Here is a 16,154-nt window from a genome sequence, read left to right on the forward strand (position 1 = left end):
GAGTTCGAGAACGCGTTCTATGCTGTCCCCAACGACCGCAACCTGCTGGTCGGAATCAAATAGCGCGAGTCTCCATCAGACCCAGGGCGCTTCACTTCCACGACACACGGCAGGCGTTGGGAGGATTCTTGGTGGAGGTCCGCAAGGCCGGCGCCCGGACGGCGGGCTCAGACGTCAACGTTGCCGATCGCTACACGCGCCCGGACGGGGCCAAGCCGTTCCCGGTCATCGGAGTCTCTCACTTCGGGGTGGTCATCAACGACCTGATGTCCACCTTGCCTGAGTACCACCGAATCCTGGGCTGCACCGACTTCCCGATCAGCCACTGGCAGGCGTGTCTGGGGAGCCTCGACGCGCCCTACTTTCGGGGTGAGAAGGTCGACCACGCGTACTTCACCGGGATGGGAACCTGCGGAGACTTCCAATTCGAGGTCATTCAGCCCACCCGCGGGCCCAGCGATTACAACGTGGGGTTTCGCGACCTGAAGGGGGGCCGGGCATCCACCACATGTTGCTGTTCGTCACCAATTCCGGATCAGACTGGGACGAGTCCGTCACGTCTATGACGAAGATGGGGCACCCTCAACACATGGGTTCGGACCTCCGCGGCGGGGTCGCCGAGTTCTGCTACTTCGATACCGCGAACGAGACAGGCTTCGTCGTGGAGAGCGTTGTCGCTCCCAAGTCGGACTTCATCGCCCCCGACCGGTTGCCTGTCGACCCCAGGGTCTTCGCGATTGATTTCACCCAACTCATCACGGTCGATTGAGAGTCGTTTCCGCTCAGTGAAATCCACTCGCGAAACGACGAGTTTCAGCACCGTAGCCTCAAGCATCAGAACACTACACCCTGGAGGAATTCCATGACCATCGCATCGGATGATATCCGACAACTGATCCGCCTGGACACCGGTGAGATCGATCGCCGAATCTTCGTGGACGAGGAAATTTTCGAACTCGAAATGCGCGAGATTTTCGGGCGGGCCTGGTTGTTCCTGTGCCACGAAACGCAGATCCCCAAGCCCGGCGACTTCTTTGAAGCCACGATGGGTCGCGACAACGTGCTGGTCGTGCGGCAGCGTGACCGATCCATCAAGGCGTTCCTCAACACCTGCACCCATCGCGGAAACGCGGTGTGCCGGGCCGAGGAGGGAAACACGCGCAATTTCATGTGCACCTACCACGGCTGGACCTTCGATCTGGCGGGCGACCTCGTCGGTGTCCCAGGAATGGAGACCTACTACGGAAATCGGCTGGACAAGTCGAAGCATGGCCTGAAGAAGGTGTCTCAGCTCGATTCCTACAAGGGCTTTGTGTTCGCGACGTTCGATCCTACGGCACCACCGCTGGAGGAGTTCTTGGGTGCCACGGGGCGCTTGAGCATCGACCTGCTGGCGGAGCGCGCCGACGAAATGGAGGTCATCCCAGGAGTCCAGAAGTTCATCGTTGACTGCAACTGGAAGCTGCCCACCGACAATATCCCTGACTGGTATCACCCGCAGATCACCCACATGTCGGCGGTGTCTTCTGACGTGCTGCCCGGCTTGCGAGTGCAGGAGGAGATCGTCGATGGGGGTGGCGCAAAGACCCCGGACGGGCAGCGGATCGAGCAGCTGCCCCAGGGGCGGTTCACCGTCACCGACTGTGTCACCGTCCTGGGCGAATACGGTCACTACATCGGGGGGCCTCGGAACGGCCCGCGAGACGAGGCGACGCCGCGGCCATGGCGCACTCGGCCGGGCTTCGTCGAAGCCGTTGGACCGGTCGGGATGGAGGCCAACGGCCACCCAAGCATCTTTCCTCACCTGTGGATCGTGACCTCATCGGGACAGGTCAGCGTGCGCATCCCGCGAGCCGCCAACAAGACAGAGATCTGGTGGTGGGGGTTCCGTCCCAAGAACGCCAGTGATGAGGAGAAGGCCATGCTCCTGGCCCATCAGACGCATGTGTTCGGGCCCGCAGGCATCTTGGAGCAAGAAGATGGTGAAAATTGGGCTCAGGGCACGATGCACTCCTACGGCGAGCACAGTTCCCAAATCCCCCATTTGCTCAAAATGAATATTGGCCACGGGCAGGTCATTCATGAGCACGGGCTGGCACGTATCGAGTCGGCCCTGAACGAACATCCGCAACTGTGGCAATACGCCTCGTGGCAGGCCTGGATTTCGGGCGCCAGTTGGGATGAGCTGCTGCGCCGAACCACCCCGGGCGACCGGATGTGAATCCCCTGAAAGACAAGGAGCAAAGCTATGACCATCACAGAGCGATCCGACATCAGAACCATCGAAACTCTTCTGTTGCAGCACGAGGTCGAGCAATTCTATTACGAGGAGGCGGCACTACTGGATGCTCACCAGTATGACCACTGGGTAGACCTGTTCACCGAAGACACCCACTATTTCATGCCGATTCGCCGCACGATGTCGCGGCGGCAGTTGGACAAGGAGTTCACCAAACCCGGCGAGATGGCGTTCTTCGACGACACGAAGGAGATTCTCAGAGGGCGGGCACGAAAGTTCAACTCGGGCACCGCCTGGGCAGAGGATCCGCCATCACGCACCCGACACCTGATTACCAATGTCCAGATCAAGCAGATCGAGGAGGATGAGTTGGAAGTCTCCTCGAATTTCCTCCTGTATCGCACCCGGCTCAAGTCTGAGGTGGATCAGTGGGTGGGCCGGCGTCAAGATCGCCTTCGCCAGACGGACGGAGGCTTGAGGATCGCACGACGGTACATCTTCCTCGATCAGACGGTTCTGTTGTCCCGGAACTTGAGCAACTTCTTTTGAGCGTCGCTCTCCTGACCTTCGGTTTCAGGGGGATCCCCTGTGCGGGGTGACGCCCTGAAACCGAAGGTGCCCGCTGGCGTTCCGCCAGGACTTGAATGCGAGCCCGGCCGCCGCACTTTCCCTGACATTGCTATACATAGGAGTCCACTGTGGCTGTGCAAAACATTGCAATCATCGGTGCCAGTGCCGCAGGCGTTGCCGCCGCGCTCGCGCTGCGTAAGGCTGACTTCCGCGGCACGATTACGCTCTATGACCGTGATCCGAATCTGCCGTACGAGCGCCCGCCTCTCTCGAAGGCCTTGGCCGATCGACCCGGTCTTCTGAAGCCGATCGCCGCCGCCGAGGTGTACTCCGATCTCGAGATCGACCTGTGTCTGGGAGCGGGAGTCAGGTCGTTGAGCACAGAGCGCGTCATCACCCTCGATGACGGTCAGCAGTCACGACATGATCAAGTACTTCTGACAACAGGAGTCTCGGCCCGGCGCCTTGACGTTCCAGGCCGAGACCTGGCGAACGTTGTGCACCTGCGGAATTCGGCCGACGCCTCGCGTCTGTCTTCCCGGCTCGAGGCTGGCGGGCCGCTGGTGATCGTCGGCGGTGGATTTATTGGGCTCGAATTGGCCGCCGTGGCGCGCAGCCTCGGACTCGACGTGACGGTGGTCGAACTGGCTCCGCTACCGCTCCAGGGAGTCGTTGGCCCCGCCGTCGCAAGACTGTTCACCTCGTTGCACCTCGATGCCGGAGTCAAATTCGTCACCGAGTCAAGTGTCTCTGCGTTCCTCGGCAGCGAGGAAGTCGAAGGGGTTGAGCTGATCGACGGGCGTCGCTTGCCGGCGGCCACCGTTGTCGTGGGGGTCGGGGTGGTCCCCAACACGCACCTCGCCCGAGGAGTCGGGCTGGAATGCCCCGGAGGAATCAGTGTGGACCCATTCGGGAGAACCTCCCTACCCTGGTTGTGGGCCGCTGGCGACGTCACAGTGCGCGATCAACGATTTGTTCGGCGTAGGGGTCGGATTGAGCATTGGGACTCTTCCCAGCGACACGGCGATGCGGTGGGTCGAAGCCTGGGCGGGATCCCGACCGAAGAGACTGCGGTGCCCTACGTCTGGTCCGACCAGTACAACCTGACCTACCAGGGATTCGGCCGCATTGAGCCCAGCGACCGGGTTGTATTCCGTAGGTCCGATGTCGCCTCGTTCCTGGTCTTCTTTTTGGACGAGACGTCGCGCGTACGTGCTGTGACCGGGATCGGCCATCCCCGCGAGGTGCGAGCCGGCAAGACTCTGATTGAAAAGGGCTCCATCGTCGACCCAGCTGCGCTTGCCGACCCCTGCACCGATATCAAACGTCTGGCGAAGGGCACATCTCCGAGTATGGCCAGTCCAGTGCGATGACGACGACAGACGAGAACTGCCCATCGCCGGGCCGAGCGACGAAGTCCGAGGCGAGCGCGCCACCGCGCACAGCTTCCCCACCAACAACCTCGTCGGAACGGGCCATTTTGGTCCTGGTCACGCTGAGTCTCGTCATGGTGTCCATGAGCGTCAACATCCTCTCCATTTCACTGCCGACGGTTGCCCGGGGTCTTGAACCCACACCACTGGAATCGACGTGGTTGCTGTTGATCTCCGTTCTGGTTTCGACCTGCCTGCTGGTGACCTTGGGGCGGGTAGCCGACATGGTGGGGCGTCGTGCCATGCTGCTCACCGGCTTGGCCCTGTTCACTGTCGGTGCCATTCTTGCGGGAGCCAGCGTTTCGGCCTCTATGCTGATCATCGTTCTCGCCTTCCAGGGTGTCGGTACTGCATGCGTGATGAGCAACACCGGCGCCATCATCGGGTCAGTCTTCGGAGGTAATCGACTGGCTTGGGCGATGGGCATCTATCTCGCCGGGATCTCGACGGCGCAGGTACTGGGACCCACCCTGGGCGGGCTGCTCTCGGCAACGATGGGATGGCGTTGGATCTTCTGGGCCCAGGTTCCACTGGGCGTGTTCTGCTGGTTCCTCGGGGCCCGTGCTCTCCGCGCATTGCCAACACGCCCAACGTCCTCGGCGCAGCGCCTGGATGTTCCGGGCGCGGTAATTGCGGCCTCAATGCTGGTGGCACTTCTCTGCGGAATCTCGTCTGTTCAGACGTACGGTCCCCTGAGTCTGCAGGTCGGTTTCGGGTTTGCCATGTTCATCGTGCTGGCACCCATCTTGGTGTTCATCGAACGGCGAACCGATCACCCCATTCTACGGCTGGACCTACTCCGTCGCCGCAGCTTCCTCATGGCCAATCTGAGTGGAGTTCTCAGCGTCCTCCCACGCTTTGCGACGATTGCGCTGATGGGTATGTACTTTCAGATCGTTCTCGGCGACAGTCCCTTGGTTGCGGGGTTGAAGGTTATTCCGATGCCGATCGGAGTCACGATTGGGTCCGTCCTGGCCAACCGCGTGATTATGCGGTTCGGACTGGTCGTCGCCGGTGCGGTGGGTAGTGTCGGGACGGCGATCGGTGCAGGATTTCTCGCCGTCTGTGTTGCCAGTGCCGCGCCCTTCTTCGCCATTGCCCTCACGTTGTTGCTGATTGGACTGGGTGGTGGACTCTTCGGGACCGCGAGCTCCACGCTGATCGTCCAGCACGCCGCGGAGGATGAGATCGGCGCGGTGAATGGGCTACGCATTACTCTGATGAACATCGGCGGCATGGTGGGCATAGCCGTGAGTCTTGCACTGGCCACCAGCCAACTCAGTCCCGCAGAGCGCAGCGCGTTTTATCGCGCCAGCACCGGTCCGGGCTTCAATCTTGCGGCCCTGCAACACGGCTTCCTGTTCGCGTTTCTGCTTCTCACTCTTGCCGCCTTGGGGAGCGCTATCGCACTCGTCGGCGCTCGCTCACATGAAGCTCGAAGGGAGCGGGTCCCGGGTTGATTGGGCATGAGGCGATATGTCCTCCGGCCCTCAGGACGCAGTCGGCTCGGAACGCCGGGCCAGGATCGCCGCGTGCGGGCGACTGCCCGGATCGGTGCGCGTTCGGCTCTCCACGATCTCGAAGCCGGCGCCTACCAGTTCGTGGGCCATCGCGTCGACCGGCCAGAAGTAGGCGGTGACCACCGCGTGGTCGAACGGTTCGCTGCGGGGCCCGGTGGCGAAGCCGAGCAGCAGGGTGCCACCCGGTCGCAGGCAGCGCGCGAACTCGCCGAGGATCCCCGGCACGCGCTCCGGCTCGGTGTGGATCACCGAGTACCAGCTCAGGATCCCGCCCAGTGCGTCGTCGGCGACCTCCAGGGCTTCCAGGTCCCCGACCCGGAACCGCAGGTGCGGAAAACGTGCGGTCGCGATCGCGACGAACTCCGGCACCAAGTCGACCCCGTCCACGGCCACGCCGTGCTCGGCGAGAAACGCCGTCCAGTGCCCCGGGCCGCACCCGGCATCGAGCGCCCGACCCCGAACGGTCGCCGCCCACGCAGTGATCAGCTGCCGGTCCTCGGCCGTCATCGCGTTGACCGAGCCCAGCAGCTCCGTGTACTCCGCTGCCCGTGCCCCGTAGCTGCGGCGCACTCGCTCGATCGCCATGGACTCCCCCGTGTTCGATGCGTCTCCGGCGGCGACCCTACGGCCCCACTCGTACGAGCCCCGCCCCGGGTCCGCCGACAAATCACTCTCCCTATCGCTTTCCCTATTGATAGACTATCGATAGACAGTCGATCGATCGGACGGGCGGGGACATGGCACAACGCAGCTGCACCGCGGACCGTGACCCGGTCGTGTCCGAGCAGGCTCCCGCAACCAGGTCCGCGCACCGGCCGGCGCGCATCTCCGCAGCCGCGGCTGCCGCGATCGCGATCCGCCCGATCCCCCGCGAGGCCGTCGAGGCCGGCTCCGCGGTCGCCGCCGCGATCGCCGCCCAGCGGGCCGGCATCATCACGCACCCCCTTCCGGTCCGGGCGGCGCAGGCACGCGCGGACCGCCACCGCGGGGACACCGCCTGAGCCGAGCCCGGGAGTTCCTGCGCCGGGCGCGGACCCCGGGTGCGGCACCGGTCACCACCGGCGAGCCCGGCCGGCCCTACGAGACCTCCTCGGTCGGCGGCTCCCCCTCGGTCGCCGTTCCCTCCTCGGACGGGTGCGGCCCGCTGACGCCGTGCTTGTTGCGGCGGTGGCTGGGCAGCCCGGGCAGCGGGAACTCCTCGCCGCACTCCGGGCAGGGCACCGGCTGCGGGTGCGCATAGTTCAGGTGGTGCCGCAGGTTGTTGTGGTAGCGGAAGGTGCGCGGTTCCTCGCACAGCGGACAGGTAAAGGCCCCGTTGGAGGGCCGCAGCGAATACCCCTCGCCGCAGCGCGGTTCCTGCTCGTCCCCGTCCCCCAGGAACCAGAAGCCGATCCGGTTCAGGTTGGTACCCTGCGAGCCGAACATGCCTTTCACCGCACCCCGTGGTCCGGGCAGGGGTCACAGGACCGCGGGGGCGGCTGCGTCTGCCTCGGCGCTCGGCATCTTGCCTCCGCTCGGAGCCGTGTCTCGTGGAGCGTGAACACTGCCATCCTGATGATGACGCGCCCCTATTCCCCACCCATCTGGAACTCGAAGGCCTGACGGACCAGTCCGAGGATGTAATTGAGGTCGGAGTCCTCATCCAGTCCGACCTCGGTCGGACCGTTGCCCCGATGGCCCTTGTCGCTGACATCCCACGCAAGTCGGCGTTCGTCGCGCAGCGCCTCAAGAGGGATGTTCAGGCTGAGTCGCAGGCTGGCCTTCTGCGGCACAACGTCGACAAAGTTCGTCTCGGCCTTGAAGGCGACGTAGACCTTGAGGAACTGACGGGTGATGCCTGGGTCAAGGGCCAGGACTTCTTCGCTGAACTTCTCGAACAGGGCTCGCCTGGGCTGGGTCAGGAGGTGGGGGTGGTCTTCGATGGTGAAGCCTGCGTTCCCCCGCTTCCCTTCGAACTCTGTCAGGGTCTCGGCCGGCAGGGTGGGGCGGATCCAGATTTTCAGGGCGTCTGCGGCCAAGCGCTCAGCACGGCCCAGAATCTCCTCGGCATTCCAGGTTTCCAGGTTTCCCAGCCCCCTGTTCAACCGAAGCGGGCTGTCTTTGAACCCACCCTCCATGTCCCGCTTCCTGGTGAACGCGGAGTCGGAGTACTCGGAGTTGTACCCGGTCAGGGTCAGATTGCCCAAGGTATGCAGGTACGTCGCCTGCACTTCCTGCCACTGGTTGCCGAGGGCCGTCCTCCAGGCCGGTGACAAGTTCTCGTTCTGCGGCATGATGTGCTCGATCGTGTAGTCCTCGATCGTGACATGCTCCTTACGGCCGTAGTTCTCCAGCATGCGGAAGAAGTACGAGCGACGGCGGAAATTGTAGAGGTCGGTGGTCTTGAGACCGGTCACGAACTCTGCATCGGTCGGGAATCTGCGGTAGCTCTTGAAGCTCAGAAATTTGGCCTCAACGCTTTCGACGTACCTGTCCTTGCGCACAGCTGCGCTGAACCCGGCGAAAGTCTTGTTCAACGAGTTGGTCGGGATCCGACAGACCGCGCGGCGCAAGATGTACGAGGTCACCAGCTGGACGATGTGGAGAACTTCCTCGCGGGTCAGGGTACCCAACTCGTAGTCGGTATAGACCTCGAGCAGAAAGGGGTACACGACGTCGGCCTTGACCTGGTCCAGGTCTGTGAAGGCCCGCCGCAGCCCGGGATCCGGCTCCTTGCCGAGGACCATCGCGCAGTACCGGCGTGCGTACTGCCGCAGTTCGACAACCAACGTCTCGATCGTCTCGTCCGCCTTGGTGAACGCTGCAGCGTAATCCTTGAACGCGTCGTAGATGTCATCGAGGCGCGGGATCTCTCCGGACCTGATGGTGAGGTAATGCCGGACGAATTCGTCGAACTGACTCTCCTGAGCACCGGCGAACTCAAGCTCCATCGGACGCCAGTAGGACCTATACAGCTTCTCCTGCTGCTTGGGAGGCAGGTCCATCAGCACGTAGTTGCGGATGAGGTCGGCCTGAGACAACTTCTTGCCGGTCGAGTTCATCGCCTCGAACACCAGCTGCGGATTGTCAACGCCGCGCTGCAGTTGAACGTCGACCACGACGAGCTTGTCGAGCCCCTTGCAGACGAGGGCAAGGTCGAGGTCTGGATCACTCAACTTCCGCACGAAGAACTCGTAGTTCTCGAGGACCCGAGTGCCAGCGTCTCGGGGCGGTTCAAGATCCGTGGGACGCTCCACGCGCTGAAGAATGTCGATCAGGGCGTCCTTGTCGCTCTGGGAGAGGATCAGCTTGAACTGGCGCTCCCCCTCCTCGTCGTCGTTGATCAGGAAGCGGTTTCGGATCTTCTTCGGCGAGAAGCCATCCAACGGCTCCCGCTGGCCGTCGGGGAGTGTCTCCAACCGGGCTGCCAGGGCCGCCAGGATGAGCGTCACTGTGGTCACCCGTTGCTGACCGTCGATGATCAGATCCGGCTCAGCCGAAGTTTTGGTCGATTGATCCTTAGCGACGTAGACGATGGAGCCCGTGAAATGGGAGCCGAGCTTCGAGGTCGCCCCTGCCCGAATGATGTCCGCCCACAGCTGGGCACACTCCGCCTCTCCCCAGGAGTACAACCGCTGGTAGATCGGCACAATGAACTGGTTACTGGCCCTCAAGAGTGTGAGCAGGTGCGCGTCAACAGCCTTCATCCCGTTCCTTCTCCCGTGCTCGTTGTCGACCCGCGGCCGCGGTGGCCCACCGCACCGAACCGAATGGCTCCGGACCACAGCCCGCACGAATCTTCAGGGATCCCAGCCCCTGTGCCCGAGACGGTACCGGAAGGGCAGTCACGGTCATGTCGGTTCGACCGTTCTCCAGCCATCCCGCTGGGGTGTGCTCGATGAGCGGCCACACGAGTCCCTGACCCCGAGTGCGTCGCGTCCTCGGGTTCAGGACGTCAGGGCGTCGGTGCGGGCGCAATCCGGCTGCGCCGTGGTAGCTCGAAGCTCGATATCCCCCACGACTCTCCACGATGCGCACGTGGGGGATTTTTCGGCAATCAGCCAATTATCGAGGCCCTACCCCCTGCTCGAAGGTCAGGTGACGTACGCGAGCTCGTTCTCCACGGCCGCCGCCCTGGTGGGGCAGAAGTACGCGACCGTCAGGCGAACGACGTCCGGACCGCCACCGGTGGCGGGCCCATCACGGCCGATACTCCGCACGGCAATGGCAAAGTCGATGCCGGTCTGCTGGCAGATGCCTTCTTTCAAATAGGACGTGTAGTACCCCATGTCGTCAGGGACGATTCCCAGTGCTTTGATGTCTGCTTCAAAGGAGCCGCTGGTCTTGACCGTCGAGGGTCTCGGCGTCGAGGAGGGGCTCTTCGCCGGCGTCGATGCTCGCGCGGGGGAAGGCGTCGGCGAAGCTGCCGACGCCTGGCGCATCGGGACCCTGTCTGCGGGCGGAGACGCGGCACAACCCGAAAGGGCCAGACCCAGAAGAATTCCTAGAGCCGACATCCGCTTGCAGCGCATCCCTCGGATGGCCTTGATGGAGTCGCGCAGCCGGTTCCGAGCCGACGACGCCCTTTCCGGCAGAGCGAAATCCTGTTGTCGGGACAGAGCAGGATGCAGCCCGGTGGGCGTGGGTGACGTGCTGGTCATGGGGGTTCTCTCTGAAGCTGGCGGCTGAATCAGTTGAAGCGGAAGTCGCGGTAGGACGACCGCACGTTGAAACGACGGCCGTCTTTACGGCGCTGCAGGAAACCCGCGATGGTGTCGACATCCTTGCCGCGCATCCCCAGCTCAAGGCACCTGGCTCGGACCTGCCCCACGGTGACCGACACCCAGCGACCGGGTCGGTTCATCATGTCGGCCTTGAGCTTGTCCTCCTCGTTCCACTTGAGGCCCGAGGAGTAGCCGGCCGCCATCGTTGCGACGTGCTTGAGGATGCCGTCGACGTCCTCAGGGAGCGGATCCACGGCAGAATGCTGCGCGGGCGACGGTGTGATGGTCTCCCCCGGGAAGAGCTGTACGGGGTTCAGGTGCGCGATCCATTCTGCGGTCACCTCGAGGTTCCACTCGATCACGGCGATCGCGTCGGCCTCGACATTCCACACATCATTCAGATGCGTGCGATCAGGCCACGCCTGAAGGACCCGCTGGCCGCCGTAGTGACCGCCGCGGTGTCCGCGCCAAGTGTGGTGCCGCACATCGGGTCGAGCGATCAGCTGGGCGATGCTCTCACTCCTCACGGACCGCCGTGGAGTCACGACGACCACGGGGCCTCCGGACTGAGCGAGCAGCCACGTAACTGCCCGCAGGTTCTGCGCTTCACGGGAGTCATCCTCACCGAGTCGCGAGATCGCGATGGGAATGTCGGGCACGGCTCTCCTCTTCCTGTTGCTGTCCTGATCACGCTAGGGAGAGGGTCTGACATTTCTGGCTGCCTGAGGTGACCGGGGTGACTGAGAGACCCGAAGCCGAGGCGCGAGGGCGGCATCGTGTCGTCCGCCCGCTGCCCCGGACAAGGATCCAAGAAAGCGCGTGAACAGCCTCTGACCATTCATTCGGTTGAGGACAGTCACCAGCGGTGAGCCGAGATCGGTCTGGTGCGCCCGGCCGCATCGGTGAGCCCCATCCTGAGTCGTACCTCCTTATGGCACGCCAGTCGATCCGTCCTATCCCTCGTCCTCGAGTCGGCGCTGTAGGCGTCGGACCTCGGCCTCAGCCTTCGCCAACTCCGCTGCAAGCTTCTCCCGCTGGGACAGCGGCGGGGCAACTGGCTTGGGCCGGGGTACGAGCCAGCCGATGCGTTGGTAGCCGATGACCTTCTTGGTGTGCGCGCAGGTCCAGCACTCCCGGGCCGGTTCGGGGCACGGGCACCGCAGGTCGAGCATCCGGCGCCGGTGGTCGCGCCGCGGACCCTCCGCCGGCCAAGCCGTGGGTCCCTCGCTCGCCCAGTACTCCTCGTACTCCTGACGCATCTCGTCCCGACGTTCGACCGAGACCAGTCGCGGTCCGTTCTCGCGAGTGAAGTCGACATCGGTTGGCACGTCGGTGACGTGTCCACACGCAAGTCTCACCTGCCAGGTGGCCCTGGAGTAGGGCTCGGTGTGTCTGATCATCGCCCAGATCTCCGCATTCATACCATCCAGCGGTTCCTCGGGATCGACGGGATACTCGCGGACCTCACGCTCGCCCCACTCCACGATGTCCCGGTAGGGCGGCTCGATCACATGCTCATGGCACCGGTACTCGCCGGCGGGCAACCGGCGCCGCGTGAATGGGTCGATGTCACTGTGTTGGTCCGGGTACGAGTCCTTGCCCGAGGTGAAGACCTCATGCACACAGCCGCACTCCAACTGCATGCGCCACCGGTACATCTTGGTGGCCTCCGGTACGAACAGCGGCCAGAATTCACGCCGGTAACGCTTCTTGAGGTCGGCGGTTGCCTCCTCGAACTCCTTGACCGCCTGAGCTCGCGGTCTCGCTCTACCCGGTATGCGGGTGAGCAGCGTGCCCTCTGCCGGACTGGGGGTGTCCATGGGCCTATTCTTTCAGGGCATGGCCAGAGCTGTCCTACCCGTGATCGACGATCCGGCGAACCCAGCCGGAACAAACATCAACGTAAAGCTGTCGCTTCCTTGACTCCGGTCAGCCCCCAAGGCTCTGGGCAAATTTCGATGTCCTCCGGAACGCGTGATCGGATGAACACCACCAAAGGCTCATCATCGTGAGAGGTAATCACCGCAGGCATGCGTCTGCCAGCCGCGAGCCCTGCCCCCACTGTGTCGGCATCTTGCAGGATGCCCCTGCGCATGACGAAGGTCAGTTCAGGCAGCCGGATACTGTGTTCCTCGAGGGGCAGCTCGATCTCCATCGTCGACATCAGCAGCACCTTCTCACCCGCGAGAAGCCGAGCCACGCCGGCATGCTCTGCATCGGAGGGCTGGAAGCTCGTCGTGAGCCGTTTTCGTTCGGGGCAGAAGCTCATCCTCCCCTGCAGCGCGAGTCGAAGGACTCGCAGCCAGATGCGGTCCATCGTCGCGAAGGTTTCCGGGATCGGGAAGTACGTGCTGGTTGCCTCTTGGACATGAGCAAGGTCCTCGACGACTTCCTCCCATTCCGGATTGTCGTCTGCGTGGCGGGCAATGCCCAGCTGGGACGGTTCAGTGAACTGTCCGCGCATGAACGGCTTTCCGTCGATCTGCAGCTCGATCGCCGCCGCCTGGGAGAGCTTGCGCGTCAGTTGTATGGCCTTCAGTAGTTCGCCAGCATCAACAGCTTTGTTCGAGTCGAACTCGATCCCGATACTGACAACCTCGGCCATGTCAGTCGGCAGACGCCAGGTCAACGTCAGTGCACCGTGCAGCTTCTGCTCCAAGGTCATGCCGCGGCTGCCGTGTGACATGCGGTTGTCTCTGCTGATGGTGGTGGCGAACTGGGCGTTGCCCTCGTCACGAAGCGCGAGAGCGATGGGCGTGGGTGGAATCCCTGTCGCTGGGTGGAGTTCGATTCTCTCGAGGGTGCGGTTCAGTTCCTCCCTCTCGACCAGCGGTGATCCGGTGATCTCGAGCTCGCTGACGAACTCACCCGGTAGTGCCACAGCGGTGAACGACCCGAAGTCGACCGCCTGTCTGAAAGCCGCAAGGTGTGGGTCATCGTCATCGCAGTGCACCATGGCCTTGAGGTGAATTGGATTGGTTTGCCCGGCGGCCGAGTGCTTGGGCCTCAACGTCTGGATGGTCGTGTCGCCCATGCGCGCAAAATCCCAGGTCCAGGCGGGGTCGATGTCGTCCACGACGCTGCCAAGCGCTTGCAGCCGCTCGCTCAGATCATTGGGGCCGGCGAGGACATCGCGTTCCCGGTTGGCGATCTGCATCTTGGCCAACATCTCGTCACGGGTCATCTGGGAGCGCACCACGTCCTGATGCCCGGCGCACCACTTCGGTCCGTCCAGTTGGGCCCGCCCGACGAACGTGATCTTGACCCGGTTCGCGTAAGTCCTTTTAAGCTCCTCGATCCATGCGCACCCGCTGACCGTCGGATTGCAGGGTGCAACCAAGATCCATTCGTCGGGCTGGTGCTCGAGGGCGCGCTCCAGTGAACCCCATTGGCTGGGGCTCTTCGCCGGGTTGGATATCTGTCTGCGCCGTTCCCTGTGCTTGCCGTCGAAGCCGTCGGGGAAGAACTTCAGTTGGTAGATGATCGTCCGCCCATCGACCTCGCGGACGATCGCGTCACGTCCTCCGTCTCCCCCGCGCCCATTGATGATTCGGACATCAGCGTCAGGGTGCTGCAGGGGTATGAGCGCTTCGACCAATCGCTCGAAGGCGTCCCGGTCGATCCTGTCCCAGACCACCAGTGGCCCGTGGTCTCGATGCAGCGGATTCTCCATGAGAAGAAGGCTAGAGGCCCGAACGTCTGATTTGAGGTCCGGCGCCTTGGTGAGGATGCCGACGCCTTGCCCTGCCATCAATGCGGCAGACGATTCACGCCCTCGGTTCGCGCACGTGCAAGGCTAAGTGCTCACGGCCGTGGAGCACCGTTCAGCGCACGACGGGTGATCGGCTCTCCGTCGTGAGCGTGGCTGAACCTGAGGACGTCGGACGGAGTCCAATCGTTGGTCAGGCGAGTCTGACACGGAGGGTTGGCGTGTGGGCAGTCGAACTGCTCCGTGCTAGTCTCGAAGCACTACATCCCCCACGCCTCTCCACGATGCGCACTTGGAGGATTTTCTACTCAGCCAGTCGGGGGGCGCCAATTTCTCGGCGTCCAGGTGACGTCCACGCGAGTCCGTTCTCACGGAAGCCAGCCCGCGATGAATCCGCCCACCAAGGGCCTCTCCTGCCACTGGGCCGACGACCGTTCTGGCATTTGACACGTTGGCTGAATCGCCCCAGTCAACGCCCCTCCGCGGGCGTGCCGAGCACGGTCAGCGGTCAGACTGGCGGCATGAATCGCAAGGTGAACGACGCGCAGCTCGCGGTGCTCAGATGGGTCTCCGAGGGGTCTGACACGGCGACCCCGGTGACGCCGACGTTCAAGACCACCGCCTCGGCGTTGAGCAACAGAAAGCTTGTGACCATCGATCGTCGCCGCGGGCGCTGGCACGCGTCGCTCACCGAGCTCGGCGCGTACTACCTCTAGTACGGTCGATACCCGGACGAGGTCGAGCCTGAGCCACAACGAAGGTCCACGGCCGCACGGCCATCCGCACCCGCCACGGTGCAGGAGTCGGTCCAGAAAATCGCTCCTCCGAAAACCGAGCCCACCGATGGCGCAGACGGCGCAGACGGCGCCGACGGCGCAGACGGCGCCGACGGCGCGGAAGGCCGGTCGAAGCCGCCGTCACGCGATGAGCGGATCCCGATTCCGTCCCAGATCCGCAAGCCCCATCGAGCCATCCGCGAGCTGGTCGACAACAAGGGCCGCCTCGAGGTGCCCGTAGATCAACGGCAGCGTGCGCTGCGGATGCTGCATGCCCTCGTGCAGGAGTCGCTCCGTCGGGGCTGGACTGTCACCCCTGTGCTGTCCGAACATCACAGCTCCTCCTGGGGACGCTCGAAGACACGCACCTGGCCGAGCCAAGACCTGTTCACCGTCGACGCCGGTCACCAGCCGGCTGCGATCCGGCTACGGATGAAGCAACGAAAAGTGCCCCATGTGCCGACGAAGGACGAGCTCGAGCAAGAACGGCGCTCCGGCTATCGCTGGTACCGGCGCACCGATCTTGTGGCGACAGATCGGATGAGACTCGAGGTCGGGGCCAACTCGTATGGCTCTCTGGTGCTCGAGGACACAGCGGTCACCCGGATCGAGGACAAGCTTGCGCGAGCGCTCGTCATGATCCAGACGATGACCGACGTGGTCATTGAGCAGGAGGAACAGCGGCGAGCGCGCGCCATCGAGCAGGCCGCAGCGCTCGAGCGCGAACAGACCCAGCTCCGGCGCGCTGCCCAGTACGGCGAGTGGGTCCAGACCCTCGACGCCCTCCACACCGAAGTCCGCCATCACCAGGAGTTGCGGGTCACCGTCGAGAGGCTGCGCGAATCGCTCGCCCGGTTTGAGAACAGCGATCGATTCGACGAACTCCGAACCTACGTGGAGTGGGCCGAACAGTGGCTCGACGAGTCCGAGCCCTTCCGCACCCTCACGCTCCCCAAGGGCGAGCGACCCGACATGAACTACACCGAGTGGCGCGCGTGGCAGGCACGCCACCAAACCTGGCGGCCATAAACCCCGCACACGTGGTGGGCACACCGACCAAACCGGCACACGAATCCGACACTCCGTCCCGACGACTACTGACCGCGTGTACCTACTCACCCTGGAGAGCGTCGCTTCTCACGCGCTGGGGATAGATCCAGAACGTGAGAGGCGATGCTCTCCGAGGTGCGGGGGCCGGTGGAGA

At 63.6% G+C, this 16,154-nt stretch carries 16 protein-coding genes; 9 read left to right on the forward strand and 7 right to left on the reverse strand.

Features of this window, described 5'->3' with window-relative positions:
• Positions 1-131: 131 nt before the first annotated feature.
• The 6 genes from G531_RS0109770 (at position 132) to G531_RS0109795 (ending at position 5,702) form a co-directional block, all read left to right on the forward strand.
• Positions 132-566: a hypothetical protein gene (locus G531_RS0109770; protein WP_026927116.1), complete on the forward strand. Its 435-nt coding sequence runs from the start codon at positions 132-134 to the stop codon at positions 564-566.
• 23 nt (positions 567-589) lie between these two features.
• A complete protein-coding gene (locus G531_RS0109775; protein ID WP_145978784.1) occupies positions 590-769 on the forward strand; it encodes a hypothetical protein in 180 nt (59 codons plus the stop codon).
• A gap of 93 nt (positions 770-862) precedes the next feature.
• Positions 863-2,221 carry an aromatic ring-hydroxylating oxygenase subunit alpha gene (locus G531_RS21700; protein WP_051215317.1) on the forward strand — a complete coding sequence of 453 codons (1,359 nt, stop codon included), beginning with the start codon at positions 863-865 and terminating at the stop codon, positions 2,219-2,221.
• 27 nt (positions 2,222-2,248) lie between these two features.
• A complete protein-coding gene (locus G531_RS0109785; RefSeq protein ID WP_035758482.1) occupies positions 2,249-2,788 on the forward strand; it encodes a 3-phenylpropionate/cinnamic acid dioxygenase subunit beta in 540 nt (179 codons plus the stop codon).
• A gap of 149 nt (positions 2,789-2,937) precedes the next feature.
• Positions 2,938-4,182: an NAD(P)/FAD-dependent oxidoreductase gene (locus G531_RS21705; RefSeq protein WP_035758483.1), complete on the forward strand. Its 1,245-nt coding sequence runs from the start codon at positions 2,938-2,940 to the stop codon at positions 4,180-4,182.
• Positions 4,179-5,702, forward strand: coding sequence for an MFS transporter (locus tag G531_RS0109795; protein WP_081684008.1), 1,524 nt, complete (start codon positions 4,179-4,181; stop codon positions 5,700-5,702). The genes G531_RS21705 and G531_RS0109795 overlap by 4 nt, the downstream gene beginning before the upstream one ends.
• Positions 5,703-5,732: 30 nt before the next feature.
• On the opposite strand, the gene G531_RS0109800 is transcribed toward G531_RS0109795, so the two are convergent.
• Positions 5,733-6,347, reverse strand: coding sequence for a class I SAM-dependent methyltransferase (locus G531_RS0109800; RefSeq protein WP_026927120.1), 615 nt, complete (start codon positions 6,345-6,347; stop codon positions 5,733-5,735).
• A 152-nt stretch (positions 6,348-6,499) separates the two neighbouring features.
• Between G531_RS0109800 and G531_RS0109805 the strand changes: the two genes are divergently transcribed.
• Entirely contained in the window at positions 6,500-6,763 is a 264-nt protein-coding gene (locus tag G531_RS0109805) for a hypothetical protein (protein WP_026927121.1), read from the forward strand.
• 76 nt (positions 6,764-6,839) lie between these two features.
• Here G531_RS0109805 and G531_RS0109810 read toward each other — a convergent pair whose 3' ends face one another.
• The 6 genes from G531_RS0109810 to G531_RS0109840 form a co-directional block, all read right to left on the reverse strand.
• On the reverse strand, positions 6,840-7,187 hold the full coding sequence (locus G531_RS0109810; RefSeq protein WP_026927122.1) for a hypothetical protein: 348 nt from the start codon (positions 7,185-7,187) through the stop codon (positions 6,840-6,842).
• Positions 7,188-7,330: 143 nt separating this feature from the next.
• Positions 7,331-9,448, reverse strand: coding sequence for a DUF262 and DUF1524 domain-containing protein (locus G531_RS0109815; RefSeq protein ID WP_026927123.1), 2,118 nt, complete (start codon positions 9,446-9,448; stop codon positions 7,331-7,333).
• A gap of 387 nt (positions 9,449-9,835) precedes the next feature.
• The gene (locus G531_RS25665) at positions 9,836-10,402 is read right to left on the reverse strand and encodes an RAD23 family protein (RefSeq protein WP_145978783.1); all 567 of its coding nucleotides are present in this window, start codon (positions 10,400-10,402) and stop codon (positions 9,836-9,838) included.
• Between the two features lie 29 nt (positions 10,403-10,431).
• Entirely contained in the window at positions 10,432-11,124 is a 693-nt protein-coding gene (locus G531_RS0109830) for a hypothetical protein (RefSeq protein ID WP_026927125.1), read from the reverse strand.
• 294 nt (positions 11,125-11,418) lie between these two features.
• Positions 11,419-12,285 (reverse strand): hypothetical protein, encoded by an 867-nt coding sequence (locus G531_RS0109835; protein WP_026927126.1) that lies wholly within the window; start codon positions 12,283-12,285, stop codon positions 11,419-11,421.
• A 77-nt stretch (positions 12,286-12,362) separates the two neighbouring features.
• Complete coding sequence (locus G531_RS0109840; RefSeq protein ID WP_145978782.1) at positions 12,363-14,138, reverse strand: hypothetical protein; 1,776 nt, start codon at positions 14,136-14,138, stop codon at positions 12,363-12,365.
• 557 nt (positions 14,139-14,695) lie between these two features.
• On the opposite strand from G531_RS0109840, the gene G531_RS0109845 reads away from it, so the two are divergent.
• Complete coding sequence (locus tag G531_RS0109845) at positions 14,696-14,890, forward strand: hypothetical protein (protein WP_145978781.1); 195 nt, start codon at positions 14,696-14,698, stop codon at positions 14,888-14,890.
• Positions 14,891-14,968: 78 nt separating this feature from the next.
• Positions 14,969-15,979: a hypothetical protein gene (locus tag G531_RS25670; protein ID WP_145978780.1), complete on the forward strand. Its 1,011-nt coding sequence runs from the start codon at positions 14,969-14,971 to the stop codon at positions 15,977-15,979.
• Positions 15,980-16,154 lie beyond the last annotated feature (175 nt).

The sequence above is a fragment of the Granulicoccus phenolivorans DSM 17626 = NBRC 107789 = JCM 15570 genome, assembly GCF_000423085.1.
Lineage (GTDB): Bacteria > Actinomycetota > Actinomycetes > Propionibacteriales > Propionibacteriaceae > Granulicoccus > Granulicoccus phenolivorans.

What these genes read in the sequence shown, in the direction of transcription:
- G531_RS0109775 (WP_145978784.1), top strand. Translation starts at nt 590, where the DNA reads ATGGGTTCGGACCTCCGCGGCGGGGTCGCCGAGTTCTGCTACTTCGAT.
- G531_RS21700 (WP_051215317.1), top strand. Translation starts at nt 863, where the DNA reads ATGACCATCGCATCGGATGATATCCGACAACTGATCCGCCTGGACACC.
- G531_RS0109785 (WP_035758482.1), top strand. Translation starts at nt 2,249, where the DNA reads ATGACCATCACAGAGCGATCCGACATCAGAACCATCGAAACTCTTCTG.
- G531_RS0109795 (WP_081684008.1), top strand. Translation starts at nt 4,179, where the DNA reads ATGACGACGACAGACGAGAACTGCCCATCGCCGGGCCGAGCGACGAAG.
- G531_RS0109800 (WP_026927120.1), bottom strand. Translation starts at nt 6,347, where the DNA reads ATGGCGATCGAGCGAGTGCGCCGCAGCTACGGGGCACGGGCAGCGGAG.
- G531_RS0109805 (WP_026927121.1), top strand. Translation starts at nt 6,500, where the DNA reads ATGGCACAACGCAGCTGCACCGCGGACCGTGACCCGGTCGTGTCCGAG.
- G531_RS0109810 (WP_026927122.1), bottom strand. Translation starts at nt 7,187, where the DNA reads ATGTTCGGCTCGCAGGGTACCAACCTGAACCGGATCGGCTTCTGGTTC.
- G531_RS0109815 (WP_026927123.1), bottom strand. Translation starts at nt 9,448, where the DNA reads ATGAAGGCTGTTGACGCGCACCTGCTCACACTCTTGAGGGCCAGTAAC.
- G531_RS25665 (WP_145978783.1), bottom strand. Translation starts at nt 10,402, where the DNA reads ATGACCAGCACGTCACCCACGCCCACCGGGCTGCATCCTGCTCTGTCC.
- G531_RS0109835 (WP_026927126.1), bottom strand. Translation starts at nt 12,285, where the DNA reads ATGGACACCCCCAGTCCGGCAGAGGGCACGCTGCTCACCCGCATACCG.
- G531_RS0109840 (WP_145978782.1), bottom strand. Translation starts at nt 14,138, where the DNA reads ATGGAGAATCCGCTGCATCGAGACCACGGGCCACTGGTGGTCTGGGAC.
- G531_RS0109845 (WP_145978781.1), top strand. Translation starts at nt 14,696, where the DNA reads ATGAATCGCAAGGTGAACGACGCGCAGCTCGCGGTGCTCAGATGGGTC.